Origin of the sequence: Pseudomonas sp. W3I7, assembly GCF_030816095.1 — a bacterium.
Classification (GTDB): domain Bacteria; phylum Pseudomonadota; class Gammaproteobacteria; order Pseudomonadales; family Pseudomonadaceae; genus Aquipseudomonas; species Aquipseudomonas salomonii.
Genome location: NZ_JAUSXP010000001.1, coordinates 6,073,319 through 6,096,393, shown reverse-complemented (window position 1 = coordinate 6,096,393; position 23,075 = coordinate 6,073,319). Strand labels below are relative to the sequence as shown.

18 protein-coding genes are annotated in these 23,075 nt (G+C 62.4%); 16 read left to right on the top strand and 2 right to left on the bottom strand.

What is annotated here, in order from left to right:
• Positions 1-11 precede the first annotated feature (11 nt).
• Positions 12-1,070, top strand: coding sequence for an HlyD family secretion protein (locus QF043_RS27945; RefSeq protein ID WP_307420961.1), 1,059 nt, complete (start codon positions 12-14; stop codon positions 1,068-1,070).
• The gene (locus QF043_RS27940) at positions 1,067-2,518 is read left to right on the top strand and encodes an efflux transporter outer membrane subunit (protein WP_307420960.1); all 1,452 of its coding nucleotides are present in this window, start codon (positions 1,067-1,069) and stop codon (positions 2,516-2,518) included. Before QF043_RS27945 ends, QF043_RS27940 begins: the two co-directional genes overlap by 4 nt.
• Before the next feature lie 186 nt (positions 2,519-2,704).
• Here QF043_RS27940 and QF043_RS27935 read toward each other — a convergent pair whose 3' ends face one another.
• Entirely contained in the window at positions 2,705-3,409 is a 705-nt protein-coding gene (locus QF043_RS27935; protein ID WP_307420959.1) for a DUF3142 domain-containing protein, read from the bottom strand.
• Positions 3,406-5,562, bottom strand: coding sequence for an outer membrane assembly lipoprotein YfiO (locus QF043_RS27930; protein WP_307420958.1), 2,157 nt, complete (start codon positions 5,560-5,562; stop codon positions 3,406-3,408). The genes QF043_RS27935 and QF043_RS27930 overlap by 4 nt, the downstream gene beginning before the upstream one ends.
• A 195-nt stretch (positions 5,563-5,757) precedes the next feature.
• Here QF043_RS27930 and QF043_RS27925 point away from each other — a divergent pair, with 195 nt between their 5' ends.
• From QF043_RS27925 to pgaD, 14 genes are all read left to right on the top strand, one after another.
• Positions 5,758-7,368, top strand: a complete 1,611-nt coding sequence (locus tag QF043_RS27925) for a glycosyltransferase family 39 protein (RefSeq protein WP_307420957.1) — start codon at positions 5,758-5,760, stop codon at positions 7,366-7,368.
• Between the two features lie 33 nt (positions 7,369-7,401).
• Entirely contained in the window at positions 7,402-7,647 is a 246-nt protein-coding gene (locus QF043_RS27920) for a DUF2789 domain-containing protein (RefSeq protein WP_307420955.1), read from the top strand.
• Positions 7,648-7,971: 324 nt separating this feature from the next.
• Positions 7,972-8,385 carry a hypothetical protein gene (locus tag QF043_RS27915; RefSeq protein WP_307420954.1) on the top strand — a complete coding sequence of 138 codons (414 nt, stop codon included), beginning with the start codon at positions 7,972-7,974 and terminating at the stop codon, positions 8,383-8,385.
• 292 nt (positions 8,386-8,677) lie between these two features.
• Positions 8,678-9,094, top strand: coding sequence for a MarR family winged helix-turn-helix transcriptional regulator (locus QF043_RS27910; protein WP_056858097.1), 417 nt, complete (start codon positions 8,678-8,680; stop codon positions 9,092-9,094).
• A complete protein-coding gene (locus tag QF043_RS27905; RefSeq protein ID WP_307420953.1) occupies positions 9,091-11,169 on the top strand; it encodes an FUSC family protein in 2,079 nt (692 codons plus the stop codon). The genes QF043_RS27910 and QF043_RS27905 overlap by 4 nt, the downstream gene beginning before the upstream one ends.
• A complete protein-coding gene (locus tag QF043_RS27900; protein ID WP_016969155.1) occupies positions 11,166-11,375 on the top strand; it encodes a DUF1656 domain-containing protein in 210 nt (69 codons plus the stop codon). The genes QF043_RS27905 and QF043_RS27900 overlap by 4 nt, the downstream gene beginning before the upstream one ends.
• A complete protein-coding gene (locus tag QF043_RS27895) occupies positions 11,372-12,262 on the top strand; it encodes an efflux RND transporter periplasmic adaptor subunit (protein WP_056858099.1) in 891 nt (296 codons plus the stop codon). Before QF043_RS27900 ends, QF043_RS27895 begins: the two co-directional genes overlap by 4 nt.
• Positions 12,259-13,701 (top strand): efflux transporter outer membrane subunit, encoded by a 1,443-nt coding sequence (locus QF043_RS27890; RefSeq protein ID WP_056858100.1) that lies wholly within the window; start codon positions 12,259-12,261, stop codon positions 13,699-13,701. The genes QF043_RS27895 and QF043_RS27890 overlap by 4 nt, the downstream gene beginning before the upstream one ends.
• Positions 13,702-13,781: 80 nt before the next feature.
• Positions 13,782-14,414 carry a hypothetical protein gene (locus tag QF043_RS27885; RefSeq protein WP_058422549.1) on the top strand — a complete coding sequence of 211 codons (633 nt, stop codon included), beginning with the start codon at positions 13,782-13,784 and terminating at the stop codon, positions 14,412-14,414.
• A gap of 148 nt (positions 14,415-14,562) precedes the next feature.
• Positions 14,563-16,059 carry a YdgA family protein gene (locus QF043_RS27880; protein WP_307420950.1) on the top strand — a complete coding sequence of 499 codons (1,497 nt, stop codon included), beginning with the start codon at positions 14,563-14,565 and terminating at the stop codon, positions 16,057-16,059.
• Between the two features lie 375 nt (positions 16,060-16,434).
• Entirely contained in the window at positions 16,435-18,915 is a 2,481-nt protein-coding gene (gene pgaA / locus QF043_RS27875) for a poly-beta-1,6 N-acetyl-D-glucosamine export porin PgaA (protein ID WP_307420949.1), read from the top strand.
• A gap of 12 nt (positions 18,916-18,927) precedes the next feature.
• Positions 18,928-20,925 carry a poly-beta-1,6-N-acetyl-D-glucosamine N-deacetylase PgaB gene (gene pgaB / locus QF043_RS27870; RefSeq protein WP_307420948.1) on the top strand — a complete coding sequence of 666 codons (1,998 nt, stop codon included), beginning with the start codon at positions 18,928-18,930 and terminating at the stop codon, positions 20,923-20,925.
• 2 nt (positions 20,926-20,927) lie between these two features.
• Entirely contained in the window at positions 20,928-22,268 is a 1,341-nt protein-coding gene (gene pgaC / locus QF043_RS27865) for a poly-beta-1,6-N-acetyl-D-glucosamine synthase (protein WP_305456944.1), read from the top strand.
• 2 nt (positions 22,269-22,270) lie between these two features.
• Complete coding sequence (pgaD, locus tag QF043_RS27860; RefSeq protein WP_058422552.1) at positions 22,271-22,753, top strand: poly-beta-1,6-N-acetyl-D-glucosamine biosynthesis protein PgaD; 483 nt, start codon at positions 22,271-22,273, stop codon at positions 22,751-22,753.
• Positions 22,754-23,075: the final 322 nt, after the last annotated feature.

The following is a 23,075-nucleotide window of genomic DNA, read 5'->3' as shown; positions in this document are numbered from 1 at the left end:
AAGGACTTCTCATGAAACGCAAAGACAAAATTGCCGTCTCCGTTATTGCTGTGTTTGCCGTCGGCGTACTGGTTTATCTGGTCGCGCCGGGCGTGCTGGGCAGCAAGCGCCAGACCACCAACGACGCCTTCGTCGCCGCCGACTTCACGCTGGTGGCGCCGCGCGTGGCGGGTTTTATCAAAGAAGTGCTGGTGGAAGACAACCAACAGGTCAAGGCCGGCCAACTGCTGGCGTTGATCGACGACCGCGATTTTCGCGCTGCCGCCCAGGCCGCTGACGCCGACACCCTGGTCGCCCAGGCCCAGCTGAAGAACGCCACGGCCACCCTGGAGCGCCAAAGCTCGGTGATCGCCCAGGCTCAGGCCACCGTCGCGGCCGACCGTGCCGAAGTGGCGTTCGCCGAGCACGAACTTAACCGCTACAACCACCTCGCTGGCGTGGGCGCAGGCACCGTGCAGAACGCCCAGCAAGCCAAGACGCGCATCGACCAGGCCACCGCAAACCTGGCCAAAGCCACGGCGGTGCTGGCGGCTGAGCGCAAGCAAGTGGAAATCCTCACCGCCCAGCGTGACGCTGCCGAAGGTGGGCTCAAACGCGCCCAGGCGGCGTTGGAAATGGCCAGCTACCAGTTGTCCTACACACGCATTGTCGCGCCGGTGGATGGCATGGTCGGCGAGCGTGCCGTGCGGGTCGGCGCCTATGTGACGCCGGGCAGCAAGATCCTCGCGGTCGTGCCGTTGGCCGAGGCCTATGTGGTGGCCAATTTCCAGGAGACGCAACTGTCGCATATGCATGCCGGCCAAGCGGTGCAACTCAGCGTCGACAGCCTCGACGGCGAATGGCTCAAGGGCCATCTGGAGAGCCTGGCGCCTGCCACCGGCGTGACCTTTGCCTCGGTCAGGCCAGACAACGCCACCGGCAACTTCACCAAGGTGGTACAGCGTATTCCGGTGAAGATCATCCTGGAGCCGAACCAGCCCCATATTGAACGCCTGCGCGTGGGCATGTCGGTGCAAGCCACAGTCGACACCCGGCCTGTCGCGCAGCCGCGTGAGGTGGCCCAGCAATGAAACCATTTGCCTGGCTCACCTTGAGCCTGATCAGCCTGAGTGCCTGCACGGTCGGCCCGGATTTCCAGCGGCCCCAGGGTCCGCAAGTCACCCAGTGGAGCGAGCCCCAGGGTCGCCAGGCGGCGAGCCACGCGGTGACCGACCCTTTGCAGGAGCGCTGGTGGGACGTGTTCCACGATGCAGAACTCTCGGCCCTCACACGTCGTGCGCTCACCGATAACCTCGACCTGAAACTGGCCAGCAGCCGCTTGCAACAAAGCCGTGCCGTGCGTCAGGTGACCACTGCCGAGCGTTACCCCAACGTCAACGCCACCGGGGATTACCTGCGCCAGCGCAACAGCGGCAAAGGCCTGAGCGACCCGTCCAAAAACAACGGGCAATCTGCTTATAACCAATGGGACATGGGCTTCTCGGCCGCCTGGGAGCTGGACTTCTGGGGCCGCGTCAAACGCGAAACCGAAGCCGCCGACGCCACCCTGCAAGTCGCCGAAGATGACCGCCGCGCCGTATTGCTGTCGGTACTCGCCGAAACCGCCCAGGACTACATCCAACTGCGCGGCGTGCAGAACACGCGTGCTGTCACCGAGCAAAACCTCGACGTCGCCCGCCACAGCCTCAAGCTCTCGCAACTGCGCCTGGCCGACGGCGTGGCCACTGACCTGGATGTGGCCGAAGCTGCCGCCCAGGTCGCCGCCATCGAAGCGCGTTTGCCGGACTTGCAGCAGCGTCAGGACCAACTGATCAACGCCCTGAGCCTGCTGATGGGCGAGCCGCCGCAAGCGCTGCATGCGCAACTGTCCAAGGACGCCGCCGTGCCGCAAACCCCGCGCCAGGTCGCCATCGGCTTGCCCTCGGAACTGGCCGAACGCCGGCCCGATATTCGCCAGGCCGAAGCGCGCCTGCATGCGGCCACCGCCAGTATCGGCGTGGCAAAAGGTGATTTTTACCCGCGTATCACCTTGTCCGGCAGCCTGGGTTCCCAAGCCCTGCAGCTCTCGGATTTCGGCTCCTGGGGCTCGCGCGCGTTTGCCTTCGGCCCGCAATTTAGCCTGCCGTTGTTCAATGGCGGGCGCCTGCAAGGCATGTTGAATTTGCGTGAAGCCCAGCAACAGGAAGCGGCGCTGGCGTACCAGCAAACCGTACTGCGTGCCTGGCATGAGATCGATGACCAACTGACCCGCTACAACGCCAGCCAGCTGCGCCGCGACAGCCTCGCCGAAGCGGTGCGCCAGAACCAGATCGCGTTGAGCACCGCACAACAGCAGTACGTCGAAGGCGTGGTGGACTTCGTCAACGTACTCACCGTGCAAAGCGCGCTGCTGGCCACGCAGGAGCAGTGGGTAGAAAGCTCCACCGGCGTGTCGCTGGCGATGGTGGGGCTGTATAAGGCGTTGGGCGGTGGCTGGGAGTCGGTCTACCCCGCTACAGCCTCCATTCCGGCAGGCTGAACATAACCCACTGTGGGAGCGGGCTTGCCCTAATGCCAGTCAGTTAAGCGAACGAAATGCTCAAAGCAGCGAAGATCAAATGTGGGAGCGGGCTTGCCCGCGAAGACGTCGGCCCAGCAAACATTGATGTTGACTGACCCACCGCTTTCGCGAGCAAGCCCGCTCCCACATGGAATATTGCGTGATTTAAGGGTTCTGCAAAAACACCACATACCCCCTGAACCATTCACTCCCTTTCAAATACCCCGGCTCTTCCCATACGCCACCCTGAATCAGCCCCACCTTGAACGGCAGCCCCAGCCGGTTCATGCGTGGCAAATACGCTGCGTAATCCGGGATGCTGTGGCGCCCTTGGTAGGTCTGTATCACCACTTCATCCACCACGCCTTTGAGCTGGGCGATGGCTTGCGGGTCGGCGTTGCTGCTCCAGTCCATCAAGCCGGTAATGCTCAGGCGCAGGTCGGCAGGCAGGCGTTGGCGCAGGTCGCGCAGGAAGCTTGTGTATTCGTGCAGGTATTGGGTGCGGGCGTCGAAATCGATCTGGATGCCGACCACCGGGTTGCCCGCATCGCGCCAGCGTTGCACCTGGCCGAGCAGTTGGGTGTAGACGCGCGCGGGCCAGTGCAGGGTGTGGGCGCGGTACACCACCCAGACCTGGCCTTGGGTGATGCGCGGTACGCTGATACCTTGGGCGATAAACTGCACACCCCGTTGCGGCGCGCGGCGGGTGGAGTTGATCTGGCCCTGGAGGATGTACAGGGTGTTCGCCTGTTTGAGCACCGGCTGCGGCGTGACCCCGCTCCACAGCCAGAAGGCGTCGTAGTCGCGAGCGTCAACGCCGGCAAAGGCCGGGCTTGCGAGGAGCAGCAAGCCTAGCCACAGGTGTTTCACCAGTAGTACTTCAGCGACTGCGCCCACTCGGTGTCGGCAAACCCGGTTTTGAGCTGGCGGAACCAGCCTTTGCGCACGGATTTATCCACGTCTACACCGCCGCAGCCGTTATAGCCGGCCCGCGCATAGCAGTTGATCGCACGGAACAGCGCGTAGGCCTTGTCGTTGTGCGGCGCCTTGGGGTTGGCGATGACCTGGCGGTAACCGTCGAGCCGCGAGAAGGTCTCGCCCTTGAACAACGAGGCGGTGCTGCCCAGGCTGCCGGCGGCGCGCACTTGGTCCAGCGGCATGCCATCGAGGTTGTTGCGCAGGATGAACTCACCCAGGCAGTTCAGGCCCTTGGGGTTTTTCGCATCGGCCTGCAGGGTGCTGGCGATTTGCGCAATGCTCGGGCAGGTGTAGCCGGACTCCGCCTTATCACCGTTCCACTGGAACAACTGCAACGAACGGCCATCGCCATACACATAACCCAGGCTGGTGCCGAGTTTGTCGGCGGGCGCCGATGCCGGCAGTTGCTTGAGGTCGTCGGCGAAGGTGGCGTACTGGCTGCGCATCAGGTCTTTGTACAGCAGCACAAACTGGGCGGTGGCACGCTCGACCGGGTCACTGGCCTGGGTGATCTGTTGGCGCAACAGGTCCTGGCCTGCGATGTTACGCAGCAAGATGTAGCGCACCTGCTTGGCGCTGATCGGCGAATCGCTGGCGAACACGCTGGCCAGTTGGCCGTTGCGCTCGTAGTTCATCGCCAGCGCCAGTTCCAGCTGGTCGCGCTGCAAGGGTTGCTTGGCCAGGGGCAGCAGCTGCAGCCACAGCGCTTGCGCACCTTGCCAATCCTTCTTGGCTTCCAGGGCAAGGCCGCGCAGGGTTTGCTGGCTGAAAGCGAAGTAGTCGAGGCTGGCGGGCACGTCCTGGGGCAGCAGTTTCAAGGCGGTGTCGGGCTGATGTTCGACGTACAGCGCAAACGCCGCTTGCACGTAGTCGTACAGCGCTGGCTCCTGGGCAAACACCGGCTTTTGCGCGTCCAGGGCCGCGCGGCTCAGCAGCGGCGGGTTGCCGGCGCGCATCCACATCAAGTCGTTGACCGCCAGCATCAGTGGGTTGGCCGAAGGTTTTTGGGTGGCACTGAGCAGCTTGTTGTCGGCTTCCTGCACCAACTCGTCCAGCGACACATTGCGCTGTTTGGCGCTCAACTGCGCGGCCAGGTCGTTGGCCAGCTTGTCGGTATCGCCCGCCAGCCAATGCACCCGGCGCAGCAGGCCCTGGGCAGAGACAGCGTAGTCGCCCTGTGGATAGGTTTTCAGGTACAGGTTGAAGCTGGTGTCTGCATCGGCCAGCACCGACTTATCCACATGCTCCAGTTGCGGCATGCCGTATTCGTCGAAGGCGTTTTCCTGGGCCTGATTCAGCTCGGTGCGGGCGATCATGTAGAACGCGGCTTCCTTGACCCACGGCAAGCTGCCGGCGGCGGCGGCGACAAAACCGCGCTGCGCATCGCCAAACCGGCCACTGTAGAAGTCGCCGGCGGCTTGCAGGTAAGTGCGCAGCTCGCGGCCTGCGGTGGACTGGATCTGCTCCGGGTCACCCAGGCTGGCGCCGTCCCAGGTACAGGCGCCGAGCATCTCTACACGTCCCTTGGCCAGCAGGTGGCGCTCCGCTTCAGGCACGTCGGCTTTAACCACTTGGCTGATAAACGCCGTGGCACTGCTTTCATCATTGCTGCGGCAGCGGCTGCCTTCGCCGGTCAGAAAGGCGTCACCCGCCGCCTTGTCGCCTTCACGCTGAATGCCCAGTGGCGCGAGCAATTCGTCGAGTTTGCCGGGTGTGGGTGCCACGTCGGTTTTCTCATCGGCGGCGTCGGCTACCGGGGTCAGGCGGTACACCGGGAACGGCACCGGGCCGAAGCCTTCTTCCAGGTCGGTCTCGCCCAGTGCATTGGGCGTCAGCGGGGCCACTTGTTTATCCGCCAGCAACAGGCGCAGGTTGACCCGGCTGTCATTGCCCGGGCTCAGGAAGGGCAGGTTGCTGCAGCCTTCAAGGCTGTCGCGTGAGACCCGCCAGTCGGGGTAGCACGAGTCATCGCCGCTGGCCTGGGCCTGGAAGGAAAGGCCGGCGAGCAATGCCAGGGCCAGTGGTGACAGAAAACCGATGCGCATGGGCGTGTCCTTGATCCAGAGTCCTTGGAAGGACGCCATAATAGCGTGATCTTACAAATGCTTCGGTGAAGGCCTACACAAATCGCCGATTTGTCCGATTCCAGCAGCGAATAAGGGGTTTTTGTCCTAGAGTGGCGATCATTCACGCGCAGGGCTTTTTGGCCGGCCGGAAAAGGCAAGGGTAGGGGAATCGAGGTGCGACGGTCTGTGGTAGAGCAAGATGAAAAGGTGGCGGCATTGCCCGCATTTGATCGCGTCGCGAGTAGCTGGGACGTTGCCGGCTGGATGAGCCGGCTGTGGTGGGTACCGATCCTGGTACTGGCCGTCGCCCTGCGTTTTTACAACCTGACGTCCGCCGCAATCTGGGGTGACGAAGGCTCCAGCCTGCTGCTCAGCGAATACGCTGCCGATGACCTGTGGTTTCACGCCGCCCACGATGTGCACCCACCGCTGTACTTTTTCATGCTGCGCGGCTGGATCGAACTGTTCGGTGACAGTATCTGGTCGATTCGCAGTATGAGTGCGATCCCCGGTGCGATCGCCGTGGGCCTGGGCATCTGGTTGACGCGGCAACTGTCTACCCGACGTGCCGCCGTGCTTGCCGGGATCCTGCTGGCGCTGCTGCCCACGGCGGTGCGCTACAGCCAGGAAGTGCGCATGTATTCGCTGCTGGGCGTGTGGCTGTTGGGTGCCACGCTGGCGCTGGTGTACTGGGTGCGCCAACCAGAGCGCACGCGCTATCTGGTGGGGTATATCGTGCTGATGAGCGCCGGTTTCTACACCCATTATTTCACTGCCCTGTGTGTGCTGGTGCATTGGGCGTATCTGGCCTTGTTGAGCTCAACCCAGGCGCCCGGCCAGCGTCTGCTCAAACGCCCTGCGTGGTGGGTGGCCAACGCGGCGATCGTCGTGGCTTACCTGCCGTGGTTACCCAATGTATTGGGCCTGGTGCAACACATTGAACAACTGAAGGTGGGCGGGGACATCGGCTGGGAAGACCCGGTCAATCTGTTTTCACTGCCGTCGATGATCTGGCAATTCATTGTCCAGGACGAGGGCATCGGCTTTTGGGCGCCGTTGTTCTGGTTCATCCCGTTGCTGCTGATCGCAGTGGTGGGCATCACCGCCTGGCAGGATCGCGAACGCTATCGCCCGGCCAGCCTGCTGGCGCTGTTTGTGCTGCTGCCGCTGCTGCTGGTGTATGCGGTTTCGTTCGTTTCGCCGGTGTTTATCGAGCGTTACCTGACGGTATACGCCTTGGGTTTGCCCATCTTGGTGGCGCTGGCCATTGATCGCCTGCCGGCACGCTGGTCATGGCTGGGTGTAGCGTTGTTCGTGCTATTTGTCGGCATGGAGCTGATGGGGCTCAAAAACAACTTCACCGTCGATGAGCACGACCAGTTCAACGTGCCCGTGGAGTTCGTCAATCGTAATTACCAGGAAGACGACCGCATCGTTCTCAGCGACATGTTGTGGTACCTCAGCTACGTGTATTACGACCAGACCGACGCCCAATTGCAGCTCTACACACCGCCCAAACCCGACGGCACGCCGACCCGCCCGAACGCCTACGGTTTCGGCACATTGGTCGATCAGGACGGCGGGCGCATTTACCTCGACCGCCTGTCGGCATTGCCTGCCGATACCCGTCGCGTCTGGCTGATCAGCAGCAACGAAGCGCCGGATGAATTCGCGCCCTTACCTGAAGGCTGGCGTGAACTGAGCCGTCAGGATGGCGGTGGTGCGAGGGCGCGACTGTTCGTGCTGTGCAACGGGGCCCATCCGCAACCTGAAGGTTGCCGCTAGACTCAGTCAAGTCTTCTTTACCTGGAGCCCGCCATGGAATCGCCTGTGCACAGCTTGCCATCACTGTTCAAACAGCTCGGGCTGCCGGAAGACCCGGTCAGTATTGAGAAGTTTGTGGCAGTGCATTCGCCGCTTAAACCGGATCTGAAATTGGCAGATGCCTTTTTCTGGACTGTCAGCCAGAGAGCGTTTTTGCGTGAAGAAATTTTGGAGGATGCGGATTGGGCTGAGGTGGTGGATGAGCTGAATCTGTTGTTGCGAGGAGGGCGCCTGGCGTAAAAAATTGCCTTTTGACGCCCACGGATGCATAGCAGACCTCAGGTGAACGCTGAACTGAATGTGGGAGCTGGCTTGCCTGCGATGGCGCCGAGTCAGTCGACAACCACCTTGACTGATCCACCGCTATCGCAGGCAAGCCAGCTCCCACAGGTGTTTTATTTGATCGTTTCCAGCAGTCGGCGGTAGTCCATAAGCCAGTTGCACAGCCTTAACCATCCCCCCTATAGTTCGCCCCGTCGCCGCACATCGGCGATCGGATTTGGCGATCCGCATTCTATGACGCGTTACAGCGCTCTAACTCCGTGTTCTCCGCTTGGCGGATACATGAGTTCTATGGCGGCTGTGCGCGGGAGATCTTCGGATCTGCCGGGTTTCATAGATAACCGGTTCGCCAACCTGCGTACAGCTGCCACCCATACTCGTTTGGCGACGGGGACAGGTGGTCAAAATCTTATCTATGAGGCTTTATCGATGGACCAATACAGACCGCTTCAAACCAATCCCACCAGCGTTCCCGTTCTGGCTTTCAACACGTTTGCGCCCTCACACCTGCTCCATGAAACAGCCCGCAGCCGCGTGCGTATCGGCACCGAGCTGTTGGAAACGCTCAGCGCCAAAACGGACAGCAAGAACCTTCATCACCTCGTCACCGCAGCACTGGTTTCGTTGCGCGATGGCTTGGACATGATGGGCGAAATCCAGCGCCGCCTGGACGCTCAGGCCGAACAGCCAGCCTGAGGCAAATGCTGAACTAAATGTGGGAGCTGGCTTACCTGCGATGGCGGTGGTTCAGTCAACATCGACCTCGACTGATCCACCGCTATCGCAGGCAAGCCAGCTCCCACAGGTGTTGTGTTCTGCCGCAAATCTAACGTTCGCGCTCAAACCCGCTTTACTTACCCACAGCCCCCACCACCCATCACAAAAGTGTTTCAAAACTTGACGGCTTTGGATCCATCTATCATATTGATAGTTAGCAAACTAACTGTATGCGAACAATCCAGTGTCCCAAACCCTCGAACAACTCCATATGAACCTCAGCAGCAGCATGGTGGTGGGCGCCCGTAACTGGCGCAAAATCTGCCAGACCACGCTGGTGAGCTATGGCATTTCCGAAGCCTGCGCCGTGCCGTTGCTGATGATCGGCCGCTTGGGCGACGGTGTGCACCAAGTGAAAGTAGCCCAGGCATCCGGCATGGAAAGCCCGTCGTTGGTGCGCCTGCTGGATCGTCTGTGCCATGACGGTTACGTGTGCCGCACCGAAGACGTCCATGACCGTCGCGCCAAGGCCTTGAGCCTCACCGAGCGCGGCCGTGAGCTGGTGCAGGCGGTGGAAGTGCAACTGGTGCGCCTGCGCCAGGAAGTGTTGGCCGACATCGCCCACGGTGACCTTGAAGCGGCGTTGCGCGTACTGCGGGCCTTCGAGGCGGCTGAGGCGACCTCTTGAACGGATTTTTTACCGGCATGCCGCCGGCCCGCGACTGGTTCTACGGCGTGCGCACCTTTGCGGCGTCGATGATCGCCCTGTACATCGCCATGCTCATGCAAATGCCGCGTCCGTACTGGGCGATGGCCACGGTGTATATCGTCTCCAGCCCGTTTGTCGGCCCTACCAGCTCCAAAGCGTTGTACCGCGCCATCGGCACCTTCATGGGCGCGGCGGCGGCGGTGTTTTTTGTGCCGATGTTTATTCAGACGCCGTACCTGCTGGTGGTGATCATTGCGCTGTGGACCGGCACCTTGTTGTTTTTGTCTTTGCACCTGCGTACCGCCAACAGCTACGCGCTGATGCTCGCCGGCTACACCTTGCCGCTGATCGCCTTGCCGGTGGTGGATAACCCGCTGGCGGTGTGGGATGTGGCCGAGGCGCGTACCGAAGAAATCTTCCTCGGCATTGCCGTTGCGGCCGTTGTGGGCGCGATGTTCTGGCCGCGGCGCCTGATGCCGGTGTTCGACGGCTCGGTGGCCAAGTGGTTTGCCGATGCCCAGGTCTACAGCCGGCGCTTTCTGACCCGTAACGTTACGCCCGAACAAATCAGCACCTTGCGCGGCGGCATGGTCGCGACCTTCAACACCCTGGAATTGATGATCGGCCAGTTGCCCCACGAAGGCGCACGGCCGCAGACGGTGCGCAACACCAAGGAACTGCGCGGGCGCATGATTCACCTGCTGCCGGTGATCGACGCGCTGGACGACGCGATCTACGCTATCGAACACCGCGCCCCGGAGTTTCTCGACCGGCTCACGCCGTTGCTGCAAGACGCCGACGCCTGGCTGGAGAGCACCACTGAAGAGGCGCCGCTGGAACGCTGGCGCGTGTTGCGCGACAAGATCGACGCCGCGCAACCCCAGGGCGAAGCGCTGGACGACCGCCACACGCTGCTGTTCTCCAATGCCTTGTATCGCCTCGGCGAGTGGGTGGACCTGTGGCAAGACTGTCGCAGCCTGCAAGCCGCCATCCAGTGCGAAAGCCAGGACACCTGGCGCGCCGTGTACCGCCACTGGCGCCTGGGCCGGCTCACGCCGTTCCTCGACCGTGGCCTGATGTTCTACTCGGCGTTTTCCACCGTTACCGCGATCATTGTCGCCTCGGTGTTGTGGATATTGCTGGGCTGGACCGACGGTGGCAGCGCGGTGATCCTGGCCGCCGTGGCGTGCAGCTTTTTTGCCTCGATGGACGACCCCGCGCCGCAGATTTATCGGTTCTTTTTCTGGACCGCGATGTCGGTGCTGTTCGCCAGCCTGTACCTGTTTCTGGTGCTGCCCAACCTGCACGACTTCCCGATGCTGGTGTTGGCGTTTGCGGTGCCGTTTATCTGCATCGGCACCCTCACGGTGCAGCCGCGTTTCTACCTCGGCATGCTGCTGACGCTGGTCAACACTTCGTCGTTTATCAGCATCCAGGGCGCCTACGACGCGGACTTCCTCAACTTCGCCAACGTCAACCTGGCCGGGCCGGTGGGCTTGCTGTTCGCCTTTGTGTGGACGCTGATCGCACGGCCTTTCGGCGCCGAGTTGGCGGCCAAACGCCTGACCCGCTTCAGCTGGCGCGACATCGTCACGCTCACCGAGCCTGCGACCCTGGCCGAACACCGGCACATGGCCGTGCAAATGCTCGACCGCCTGATGCAGCACTTGCCGCGCCTGGCCCTGATCGGCCAGGACACCGGCAGCGCCCTGCGCGACTTGCGTGTAGCGCTGAACCTGCTCGACCTGCTGGCCTACTCGCCACGCATCTACGGCGTGCCACGGGTGCTGCTTAACCAGGTGGTCGAAGGCGTGGGCGGTTACTTCAAAGCCTGCCTCAAGGCGGGTGAACGCTTGCCCGCGCCCAGTGGTCTGCTGATGACCCTCGACCGCACCCGCCGCGCCCTCAACGGCCAGGTCCGGCAAGACGAAGAAGACACCCGCCTGCATCTGCTGCATGCACTGGCCGGCCTGCGCCTGTCGTTGCTGCCGGGCGTGGAATTTATCGACGGCACCGAGCGGGAAGCGCCGTTACCTGATGGAGCGCCTTTATGATCGGTGATCTGGATATCAGCGGGGTGTTCCTGCCCACGCTGCTGGTGCTGATGGGCATTACGTACGTGTTGTTTCTGGTGGTGCACGGGCTGTTGACGCGCATTCACTTCTATCGCCTGGTCTGGCACCGGGCATTGTTCAATGTGGGGCTCTACGCGCTGTTACTGGGCGCCGTGGACTCACTCAGTCGATACCTCATGACATGAAAAAACCTTTTTTGACCATCGGCCGTGTCGTCCTGACGTTATTGATAGTGACCTTCGCTGTCGTCGTTGTGTGGCGCATGGTCATGTATTACATGTTTGCGCCCTGGACCCGTGACGGGCATATCCGTGCCGACATCGTGCAGATCGCCCCGGACGTGTCCGGGCTGATTCAGCAAGTCGACGTGCGCGACAACCAGTTGGTGACCAAAGGCCAGGTGCTGTTCGCCGTCGACCAGGACCGCTTCAAGCTGGCCCTGCGCCAAGCCCAGGCTGCCGTGGCCGACCGCCAGGAAACCCTGGCCCAGGCCAACCGCGAGTACAAGCGTAACCGTGGCCTGGGCAACCTGGTGCCGAGCGAACAACTGGAAGAAAGCCAGTCGCGGGTAGCCCGTGCCCAATCGGCCCTGGCCGAAGCCCAAGTGACCGTGGACGCCGCCCAGCTCAACCTCGACCGCTCGGTGATCCGCAGCCCCGTGGACGGTTACGTCAACGACCGTGCACCGCGCAATCAGGAGTTCGTCACCGCCGGGCGCCCGGTGCTGTCGGTGGTGGACAGCAATTCCTTTCACATCGACGGTTACTTTGAAGAGACCAAGCTCGACGGCATCCATGTCGGCATGGCTGTGGACATTCGCGTGATCGGCGACAACGCCCGTCTGCGCGGGCATGTGCAGAGCATCGTCGCCGGTATCGAAGACCGCGACCGCACCAGCGGCTCCAACCTGCTGCCCAACGTCAACCCGGCGTTCAGCTGGGTGCGCCTGGCCCAGCGGATTCCGGTGCGCATTGCCTTTGACGACGTGCCGGCGGATTTCCGCATGATCGCCGGGCGTACGGCTACGGTGTCGATCATCGGCGATAAGGTCAAAGACGGAGAGCAACCATGAAGCAGCTGCTGGCAACCGCTGCGCTGGGTTTGCTGCTGTCGGCCTGCCAGGCGGTAGGCCCGGATTACACGCTGCCGGAAACGTCCGCCATCAACCGTGGCGACCTGCAAGGGCAGCTTGCGGGCGAGGGCAACAACGTGGTGTCGGCGCCGGTGCCGGCCGATTGGTGGAAGCTGTACAACGACCCGCGCCTGGATGAGCTGGTGCGCCAGGCCATGGCCTCCAACACCGATTTGCGCGTGGCCGCCGCCAACCTGCAACGCGCGCGGTTCCAGACCCAGGAAGCCGAATCCGCGGGCGGTTGGAGTGCCGGCGCCAAGGCTGAAGCCCAGCGCCTGCAGGAGTCGGGCGAAGCGTTTTTGCTGACGGAAAAAGTCCCGGTGGCCAACATCGGCAGCGCCAGCATCAGCACGTCCTACCAGTTTGACCTGTTCGGCACCTTGCAGCGCGGCATCGAAAGCGCCCACGCCAGCGCCGACGCGGCCCAGGCCGCCGCCGATATTGCGCGCATTACGCTGGTGGCGGATGTGGTGCGCTCCTACACTCAGGTCTGTGCGGCCAATGAAGAGCTGGCGATTGCCAACGAGTCCCTCGACCTGCAAGGCCAGAGCACCAAGCTCACCCAGCGCCTGCGCGACGCCGGGCGCGGTGACGAAACCCAGGTGACCCGCTCGCAGACCCAATACAAATCCTTGCGTGCCGAGATCCCGCGCTATCAAGCGTCGCGTCAGGCAGGCTTGTTCCGTTTGTCGATGCTGCTGGCCAAACCGGTAGACCAGTTGCCCGCGGGCACCGGCACCTGCGCCGAGCTGCCGCACATCGCCCAATTGCTGCCCGTGGGCGACGGCGCTGCGCTGCTCAAGCGCCGCCCCGACGTGCGCCAGGCCGAACGCCAACTGGCGGCGGCCACCGCACGTATCGGCGTGGCCACCGGCGCGTTGTACCCAGACATCAGCATCGGCGCCACGGTGGGCACGGTCGGCATTCTTGACGACCTCGGCACCCCTGCCACCAATCGCTGGGGCTTTGGCCCGCTGATCAGCTGGACGGTGCCGACCAACGGCGCGCGTGCCCGCATCCACGAAGCCGAAGCCGCGACCCAGGGCGCCCTGGCGCATTTTGACGGCGTGGTGCTCAATGCCATCCGCGAGACCCAGACCGGCCTTGCGCAGTACACCGCACAACTGCAACGCCGGGACGCCCTGGCCGAGGCCGGTGCGTCCGCCAAGGAAGCTTCGGAGCAGACGCACCGCTTCTTCCAGGCCGGCCGCGCCTCGTTCCTGGCCGACCTGCAAGCCACGCGCACCTACACCGATGTGCGCGCACAGCTGGCGGCGGCCAACACGCAAGTTGCCATGAGCCAGATCGATCTGTTCCTGGCCTTGGGCGGCGGTTGGGAAAGCGGACGAACGCAGGCGTCACAACCCGGCAAACCCTGAGCGAATAGCTATGCTTTGACAGGCGGGCCACCGTGAGGCTCGCCTGACAAAGTTCGCGTTTGCTCATGGGGATTCCAATAATGAAAAACCCTTATGCTCCCGCATTCTGGTGCGTGCTCTTCGCACTGGTGTTGTTATCGGCTGCCTATTTCTACGGCGTCATGCTTGCCCACCAACTCGACAAGGCCATGGTGTTTCTCGACAGCGCCTGCCTGGTGATCGGCACCTTGTCCATCGGCGTGGTGGCCTGGGCGTCCTATCAAAATCAACGGGTGAAGAAAAAGCTGCTTCAACAAGGCAAGACCCGCGTGGCGATCTGGGACACCAAGGTCGCGCTGCGTCGCGTCGAAACCGTGTTCGACCGCTATTTCTGGGGCAGCTACTGGCAGCCCGGGCGCACCTTCCAGGAAGTCATGGGCGAGCTCACCGGCACGCCACTGGAAAAAAGCCTCGAAGCCCTGAAAAAACAATGTGTGCTGCTCGACCAGCAGGTCGCCGACGGTAGGCATTGGCTGAATAACGCACGGGAATTGTCCGATGTGGCCACACAAATGGCACGAGAACGCTACCAGCTCGACTTCTGCGACCCCAAGGCCGACACCCCCAGCAACGCCGTGATACACCGCGAGTTTGAGGTGTTGGTGTACACCTGGACCGCACGCTTGAAGAGTTTCGATCACCAACTCGATGAGGTTGAATTGGAATACTCGTGAACCAACCGCTGACCTGACCCCTCTGAAAAGTTGGGCCGTTTTCGGCCTCCAGTGCTAATCTTCCCCCGTTTTCGGCGGGTTTGAGCCAACCCCTCCTGGGGTTCAAGGAAGACAGCCCACTTCTCACAGGATTTGATCAGGTCACTTCATGAATAAGCCAGCAGTTGTTTTCTTGGGTTTCGTTGTCGCCGTCGGCGCCATCAGTGCAGGCGGCGCCTGGTACACCGGTAAGCAACTGGAGCCGGTGTTGCAAACCGCGATCCAGAACGCCAACAAAGAACTGCAGACCTCCATGGCCGGCGTCGATGGCACGGTGAACCTGGAGCTGGTGTCCCTGGACCGTGGCCTGTTCAGCAGCACCGCGCACTACCGCCTCAAAGGCCAAGGCAGTGTGTTCGGTGAAGAAAACCCGAACCCTGAGCTGTTGTTCGTCGACCATATCGAACACGGCCCGCTGCCGTTCTCGCGCCTGGTGACGCTCAAATGGCTGCCGGTCATGGCCACCAGTCACTATGAACTGGAAAAGAACGCCACCACTGAAAAATGGTTTGCCGCCAGCAAGGACGTGTCGCCGCTCAAAGGCGTGGCCAATATCGGCTACAACCGCTCGGTCGACGGCAACGTCGAACTGCTGCCGCTGGATATCAAAGACGACAAGTCTTCGGTGAGCTTCTCCGGCGCCAACCTCGACTTCGACAGCAGCGCCGAAGGCAAGAAGGTCAAGGCCAGCGGCTACATGAACAGCCTCAAGGTGGCGGTGATCGACGCCAATGGCCAGCCGCTTGACGCTGAACTGTCCGGCCTGACCGTGGCCAGCAACCTGGAAAAATCCACCTTCGGTTTCTACACCGGGCAAAACACCGTTGAGCTGACCGACACCAAAGTCACCTTCGGCCCGCAGAAAGCCGTGCTGACCCTCAAGGGCTTCGAGCAGAAAGACACCAGCGAAACCAAGGACAACAACCTGGCGGGTCGCGTCGACTACAAGATCGACGAGATCGGCTACCAGGGTAAACCTGTAGGTTCGGCCGCCATGGCCCTGAGCATGAAGAACATCGACATCCCGGCGATGCTGGTGCTGACCAAGCTCTACCAGGACAAGATGCAGCCGGTGCAAGCCGCCGCTGCTGCCGGCCAGCCAGTGCCTGAGCTGCAACTGACCGAAGCCGAGCAGACCCTGGCCGAGGCCAACGTCAACCAGGTGCTGGCTGCCAAGCCGCAAGTGGCGGTGGAAAACCTGTCGCTGAAAACCACTCACGGTGAAAGCAAATTCAACCTGGTGGTGGACCTGACCAAACCCGCTTCGATGGAGCTGCCGCCGGTTGAGCTGGGCAAGCAGGTTATCGCGCTGCTGGATGCCAACCTGACCCTGTCCAAGCCGATGATCGGCGACGTCGCTGCCCTGCAAGCTGAAGTAGGCGGTGTGACCGACCATAAAGCCATCGAGCAGCAATCGCAGATGGCGGCCGAAATGGTCAGCGGCATGGCCGTTGGTACTCAGTTGGCGACCCTGGTGGGCACCGACGTGGTCTCCAAACTGCACTATGCCAACAATGAAGTGACCTTCAACGGCCAGAAGATGACCGTGGAGCAATTCATTGGCTTCGTGATGGCCAAAGCGGGTGCGGTCAGCGGCGCGCACTAAGTCCGTTAGATCTAATTGAAGTAATCAAAGTGTGAAGCGTACTTTTTGTGGCGAGGGAGCTTGCTCCCGCTGGGCTGCGTAGCAGCCCTGAAACCTCACGCGGCGACCGCCTTGAAAAAGCGCTCGTTTGAATAGGGGCTGCCCTGCAGCCCAGCGCGAGCATGCTCGCTTTCCACAACGACGCTGCTTGCAGACTCACCTTTATGACCGCTCCTGCAATTCTGAACAATTGTTCTGATTTGGGCATTTCCCTACGTCCTTAAGGGATAGTTCCTACAGGAAAGCTAGGCCGGGTCACGAGACGCCGGCACCCTGACGCGTAGCGCTCAGGACTACCTATCGTTACAGCTTTCCGTGTGTAAGGAAGCTCACGATATGCTGCGAACACTACCCATCAGTGCTTCAGGCCGGTTGCGTCTGCTCATTGGGGCCGCCTTATGCAGCCAACTGCTGACGCCCAGCCTTGCCTTCGCCGACCCAGCCTATGACGCGCTGATTATCCAGGCGCGCAAGGGCAACTTCACCCCCGCGCTGACCCAGTTGCGCCAACTGTCGCCTGAACGCCAGACACCCGGCCAGATCAGCGATCACCTGGTGATTGCCGGTTGGGCAGGGCAAGACGCCGAAGTGCTGAAGGTCTACGAGGCCCAGGGCAAAAACCGCAACCTCACCACCCAGGCGCTGGCCACGGTGGCGCGCACCTATCGCAACCAAAAGCAGTGGCCACAGGCCCTGGCGGTTTATCAGCAAGCGCTGGTGCGTGAGCCGGGCAATGTCGACCTGCAACTGGGCCAGGCCCTGACCCAGGCCGACGGTGGCCAGGCCGCGGCAGCCGTGCAGCGCCTGCGCGCACTGGTGGCGGCGCAACCCAATGACCCCAACCGCCGCATGGCCCTGGGTTATGCGCTGACCCGCGCAGGCTTGAACTACGACGCCTTGTTTGAGTTCGACCAAGCCTTTACTCGCGCCGGTGACAAACCTGAAGTGGTCCGCGAATACATCGTCGCCCTGCAAAAGGCCCGCCTGCCGGAGCCGGCGCTGCGCCTGTCGGCCAAACATCCGGGGCTGCTCGACGCGGTGACCCAGCGCCGCCTCGAAGGTGACCTCGCCGCCGAGCGCGTGCGCATGGCCGAGTTCGCCACTCGCAGCGAAAAAGAACGCTACGTGGTTGCCGACCGAGCCCTCAATGACTACGACAAACTGCTCGCCCGCTGGACCCCGGACGCCAGCGCCCACGACGACGTGGTGCGCTGGCGCATCGACCGCCTGGGCGCCCTCAAGGCGCGGGCACGCACCGCCGATGTGATCCGCGACTACGAAACCCTCAAGGGCGAAGGCGTGCAATTGCCCACTTATGCCCTGCGCTGGGTCGCCGCGTCTTACCTCGACCAGCGCCTGCCGGAAAAAGCCGAGCCGTTGTACCGCCAGGTGATCAGCGCGGCCGATGCCGAGCCCGATGACCGGGTCGAAGACACCACGGCCTTGTTCTACGCCTTGCAGGAAAGCGACAAAGGCGCCGATGCGCGCGAAGTTGCCAACAGCCTCGCCACTAGCCAGAAACCTCGGGTCGAGCTCAAGGGTTTGCCCATCGGTAACCCCAACGACGCCTGGATGGACGCGCAACAGCTGTCGGCCCAGGCCGGCGTCTACGGCGGTGACCTGCCGGGCAGCGAAGCCGGTCTGGACGCGTTGGTGGCCAAAGCCCCCGGCAATGTCGGCCTGCGCCTGGCCCAGGCCGACATGTACCGCGCCCGCGACCTGCCGCGCCGCGCCGAGGGCATCCTCAAGGAAACCGAAGCCCAGACCCCACGGGATATCGGCCTGGAAGTCAGCCAGGCCTACACCGCCATGGACCTGCAGGAATGGCGGCAAATGGACGTGCTCACCGATGACGTGCTGGCCCGCAACCCCGACAGCCGCCAAGTGCAGCGCCTGAGCCGCCTGCGGGATGTACACGACATGGCCGAGCTGCGGGTGGAGGCCTACACCGGTAAAAGCTACGGCGGCGGCAATAACAACGACACCGGCGCGGTGGCCGGCAGCCGTGACTGGGGCATCGAAAGCGTGCTTTACACGCCGCCTATCGATGAAGACTGGCGCCTGTTCGCCGGTGCCGGCTACGCCACCGCCGATTTCAGCGAAGGCACCGGCCAACACCGTTGGCAGCGCGTCGGTGTGGAGCGCCGCACCCGCGACATGACCCTGGAAGCCGAAGTCTCCAACCATTCCTATGGCCATGGCTCCAAGCAGGGTGCGGCCGTGTCGATTGCCCGCGACATCAACGACAACTGGCAGTACGGCGGCAGCCTCGGCTACCTGCTCACCACCACGCCGCTGCGGGCGTTGAATGCCGATGTCACCGCCAACGGCGGCAGTGGCTTTATCCGCTGGCGCGTAAATGAAAGCCGCGAGTGGAAACTGGCCCTGAGCCCGTCGCATTTCAGCGATGGCAACAACCGCTTCGAAGCCGTGCTGACCGGCCGCGAGGGCATCTACAGCGCGCCCGGCGTGCAGGTCGACCTGGGCCTGGAAGTCGGCACCAGCCATAACAGCAAAGAAGACACGGTGTACTTCAACCCCAAGTCCGACTTCACCGTGTTGCCCACGGTCACGGTCAATCATGTGCTTTATCACCGCTACGAGACTCAGTGGAGTCAGCAGTTCCAGCTCGGTGCAGGTACGTACAGCCAACGGGATTACTCCACCGGTGGCGTCGGTTTGATCGGCTATGGCCAACGTTTTCGCTGGAACGATGTACTCGACGTGGGCGCCAACCTGAGCCTGATCAGCCGACCTTATGACGGTGATCGCGAACGCGATCTGCGCTTGCTCGTCGACCTCACTTACCGTTTCTAAAAGAGCCTGACCATGACCGTCCTTTGCCGTTGCCTGTTGGTCCTGGGTGTAATGCTGGCCAGCGCCTGCGCCCAGCAACCTGCGCCTTTCACTCCACCCGCCGAGCGGCCGATAGCGGCCAATGAAGCGCCGTGGCCGAAAAACCATTTCCTGGGCATTGCCTACCACGATGTCGAGGATCGCGACCCCGACCAGGCGGTGGTGGCGGTGCGCACCGAGCGCTTGATCGAACAGCTGGCGTGGTTGCGCGAGAATGGCTACCAGGCGGTCAGCGTCGACCAGATCCTGGCGGCACGCAACGGCGGCCCCGAGCTGCCGCCCAAGGCCATCATGCTCAGCTTCGATGACGGCTATTCGAGCTTCTATACCCGCGTGATGCCGATTCTGCGCGCCTATCACTGGCCGGCGTTGCTGGCGCCAGTGGGGTATTGGATCGATACGCCGCTCAACCAACCGGTGGACTTCGCCGGCTCGCCGCGCCCACGTAGGGAATTCCTCACCTGGCAACAGATTCGTGAAGTGTCGCAGTCGGGCCTGGTGGAAATCGCCGCGCACACCGACAACAACCACAAAGGGATTTTGGCCAACCCCCAGGGCAACCTCGAGCCGGCGGCGACCAGCCTGCGCTTTGACCCGGCCACCGGGCGCTATGAAGACTCAGCCAAATTCGATGCGCGCATGCGGGCTGATGTTGCGGCGATCACCAACAAGATCCGCAGCGTGACCGGCAAGGCGCCGCGGGTGTGGGTGTGGCCTTACGGCGCCGCCAAAGGCACCGCGCTGGCGATTGTCGGCGAGCAGGGCTACAAGATGGCGCTGACCCTGGAAGACGGCCTCGACAGCCTCGGCAACCTGATGAACAGCCCGCGCTTTCTGGTGGCCTCGGACCCGGACGGCGAGCATTTCGCCAATAGCATGGTGGCCGTGCAAACCCAGGCACCGCTGCGCGTGCTGCACGTGGACCTCGACAACGTTTACGACCCCGACCCGGCCCAACAGGCGCGCAACCTCGACCAGCTTGTACAGCGGGTGGTCGACATGGGCGCGGGCACCGTATTCCTGCAAGCCTTCGCCGACCCCAAAGGCGACGGCCTGGTGCACTCGCTGTACTTCCCCAACCGCCACTTGCCGGTGCGCGCCGACCTGTTCAACCGCGTCGCCTGGCAGCTGCGCACCCGTGCCCATGCCAGTGTGTATGCGTGGATGCCGGTACTGAGTTTCGCCCTCGACTCCAAGCTGCCGCGCGTGACCCGCTGGGACCCGCAAACCGGCCAGGTCGGCACCGACCCGAACCAATACAAGCGCTTGTCGCCGTTCGACCCGCAGGTGCGCAAGATCATCGGCGAGATCTATGAAGACCTGGCCCGCAACAATGCCATCGACGGTGTGCTGTACCACGACGACGCCGTGCTGTCCGACTTCGAAGACGCCAGCCCCGCGGCGCTCAAGGCTTATGCCGCCAACGGCCTGCCGGGCAGCATTGCGGCGCTGCGTGCAGACCCTGCCGTGATGCAACGCTGGACGCGCTTCAAGAGCCGCTACCTGATCGACTTCACCAACGAGCTGACCGCCAAGGTCCGCGCCATCGGTGGCCCGCAGGTGCAGACCGCACGCAATATCTTTGCCGAGCCGATGCTCAACCCGGCCAGCGAAGCCTGGTTTGCGCAGAACCTCGATGACTTCCTCCAGGCCTACGACTGGACCGCGCCCATGGCCATGCCGTTGATGGAGGGCCAAGCGCTGAACACCTCCAACGCCTGGCTGGAAAAACTCGTCGCCACGGTCAAGGCGCGCCCCGGCGCGCTGGATAAAACCGTGTTCGAACTGCAAGCCAAAGATTGGCGCACCCAAGCAGCGCCGGATATCAACGGCGCGCAAATGGCCGAGTGGATGGGCGTGCTCAAACGCCAGGGGGTCAAGAGCTTCGGCTACTACCCGGATAACTTCCTGGAAAACTCGCCGGACCTGAACACCGTCCGTCCGGCCCTTTCCAACCAGTGGAACCCTTGATCATGTTTGACAGAATCCTGGCTCTCTTCGTGTTGGCGCTGGTACTGGGCGTGCCCTTGGGCCTGATCTTCCTGGTCACCGGGCAGTTCCTGATGGACTTCGTGTTTTTCTACCCGCTGTTCATGTCGGCGCTGTGGATCGCCGGCGGGCTGTACTTCTGGCTGCACTGGGAGCGCCATTGGCCGTGGAAGGAAGACACGCCGGCGCCGACCCTGGCCGGCAACCCGCTGATCTCGATCATCATCCCTTGCTACAACGAGGGTGATAACGCCGCCGACACTATTCACGCCGCACTCGGCCAGCTGTACCCGAACGTTGAAGTCATCGCGGTCAACGACGGTTCCAGCGACAACACCGCCGCTGTGCTTGATGCCCTGGCCTTGGAAAACCCGCGCCTGCGCGTGTTGCACCTGGCGCAAAACCAGGGCAAGGCCGTGGCCTTGCGCATGGGTGCCGTGGCGGCGCGCAGTGAGTACCTGGTGTGCATCGACGGTGATGCCTTGCTCGACAAAAACGCAGCGGCCTACATGGTCGCGCCGATGCTCGACAACCCGCGCCTGGGCGCCGTGACCGGCAACCCGCGTATCCGCACGCGTTCGACCTTGATCGGCCGTGTGCAGGTGGGCGAGTTCTCCTCGATCATCGGCTTGATCAAGCGCACCCAGCGTGTGTTTGGGCGGATCTTCACGGTGTCGGGTGTGGTGGTAGCGTTTCGCAAGAAAGCGCTGGACCGCATCGACTACTGGTCCACCGACATGATCACCGAAGACATCGACGTGAGTTGGAAGCTGCAACTGGACCACTGGGCGATCTTCTACGAGCCCCGTGCCCTGTGCTGGATCCTCATGCCCGAAACCGTTGGCGGCTTGTGGAAACAGCGCCTGCGCTGGGCCCAGGGCGGCGCCGAGGTGCTGTTCAAGAACATCCGTGGCATCTGGCAATGGCGCCATCGCTACCTGTGGCCACTGCTGTTCGAGTACTGCCTGTCCACCGGCTGGGCCTTCACCTTCCTGCTCTCGGTGATCTTCTGGGGTGTGGGCAAGTTCGTGGTACTGCCACAGGCGATTGCCGTGGATTCCCTGGTGCCACCGGCCTTCACCGGCCTGGTACTGGCGATGGTGTGCCTGCTGCAATTTGCGGTGAGCATCCTGATCGACCGGCGCTATGAAAAGGACCTGTGGAAAACCCTGTTCTGGACCGTGTGGTACCCGATGGTGTTCTGGCTGGTCAGCCTGTTCACCACCCTGGTCAGTTTTCCCAAAGTGCTGTTCAACCAGCACCAGAAACGTGCGCGGTGGGTCAGCCCGGACCGCGGTATCAAACCCAGTGAAGAGGAGGCGTGATCATGAAGCTGGTCAGAACTCGCCAAAACACCGTGATGTGGATCATCGATGTGCTGCTGACGCTGCTGGCGTGGGGCGGGCTGATCTGGCTGCTCGCGCGTGGCATTGGCGCCATGTTGGAAACCCACGGCGGCCCGCGTATCGAGGCGCCCATATTTGCGGCGCTCAACACCTTGCAGATCTACCTGTGGATCGCCGTGTTCAACGCGGTGATCCTGATCAGCTGGGCGCGCTATCAGCAACGCCGTGGGCGCAAATTCGCCCAGCGTCGCGCCGAGGCCAATGCGCTGAGCGACCAACACCTGAGTGAAAGTTTCAACTTGGGCGACGGCCACCTGGAGCAGTTTCGCAAGCCGGGTGTGTTGGTGATCCACAACGACGAAGACGGCGGTGTGGAGGATGTGAAGTCCCACGTGTCCCGCGACGTGGAGCGCCCCGGCCTGACCCTGGTGCCCGGCGCGGAAAAAGGCCAAGACGCCGGCTAGAAATTCCCAAGACACCAAAGACCCATGTGGGAGCTGGCTTGCCTGCGATAGCGGTGGGCCAACAACCCATCAATACCTGACACGCGGCCATCGCAGGCAAGCCAGCTCCCACACTCCATCTGCGTCGCCTGGAATTCCGATAAATGGGATCCCACTCACAAAACAGCCAAGAACTTTTCCTCATTCCCCTGCACTAACCTAACTCGGCAAGTAGTTGATGGCTAAATAATGGCATTTGCTCGAATGTTTGCCGAATGACTCTCAAAAGAGTTGCCGCTGGTCGGAATAAAAGTTCTAACGACCGCCGCTATCTCTATTTGAT

Excerpts from the sequence above, each read along its gene's own strand:
- QF043_RS27920 (WP_307420955.1), top strand. The coding sequence starts at position 7,402 with ATGGAATCGCCTGTGCACAGCTTGCCATCACTGTTCAAACAGCTCGGG.
- QF043_RS27900 (WP_016969155.1), top strand. The coding sequence starts at position 11,166 with ATGATCGGTGATCTGGATATCAGCGGGGTGTTCCTGCCCACGCTGCTG.
- QF043_RS27940 (WP_307420960.1), top strand. The coding sequence starts at position 1,067 with ATGAAACCATTTGCCTGGCTCACCTTGAGCCTGATCAGCCTGAGTGCC.
- QF043_RS27895 (WP_056858099.1), top strand. The coding sequence starts at position 11,372 with ATGAAAAAACCTTTTTTGACCATCGGCCGTGTCGTCCTGACGTTATTG.
- QF043_RS27910 (WP_056858097.1), top strand. The coding sequence starts at position 8,678 with ATGAACCTCAGCAGCAGCATGGTGGTGGGCGCCCGTAACTGGCGCAAA.
- pgaD (WP_058422552.1), top strand. The coding sequence starts at position 22,271 with ATGAAGCTGGTCAGAACTCGCCAAAACACCGTGATGTGGATCATCGAT.
- pgaA (WP_307420949.1), top strand. The coding sequence starts at position 16,435 with ATGCTGCGAACACTACCCATCAGTGCTTCAGGCCGGTTGCGTCTGCTC.
- pgaB (WP_307420948.1), top strand. The coding sequence starts at position 18,928 with ATGACCGTCCTTTGCCGTTGCCTGTTGGTCCTGGGTGTAATGCTGGCC.
- QF043_RS27890 (WP_056858100.1), top strand. The coding sequence starts at position 12,259 with ATGAAGCAGCTGCTGGCAACCGCTGCGCTGGGTTTGCTGCTGTCGGCC.
- QF043_RS27930 (WP_307420958.1), bottom strand. The coding sequence starts at position 5,562 with ATGCGCATCGGTTTTCTGTCACCACTGGCCCTGGCATTGCTCGCCGGC.
- QF043_RS27880 (WP_307420950.1), top strand. The coding sequence starts at position 14,563 with ATGAATAAGCCAGCAGTTGTTTTCTTGGGTTTCGTTGTCGCCGTCGGC.
- QF043_RS27885 (WP_058422549.1), top strand. The coding sequence starts at position 13,782 with ATGAAAAACCCTTATGCTCCCGCATTCTGGTGCGTGCTCTTCGCACTG.
- pgaC (WP_305456944.1), top strand. The coding sequence starts at position 20,928 with ATGTTTGACAGAATCCTGGCTCTCTTCGTGTTGGCGCTGGTACTGGGC.
- QF043_RS27945 (WP_307420961.1), top strand. The coding sequence starts at position 12 with ATGAAACGCAAAGACAAAATTGCCGTCTCCGTTATTGCTGTGTTTGCC.
- QF043_RS27915 (WP_307420954.1), top strand. The coding sequence starts at position 7,972 with ATGAGTTCTATGGCGGCTGTGCGCGGGAGATCTTCGGATCTGCCGGGT.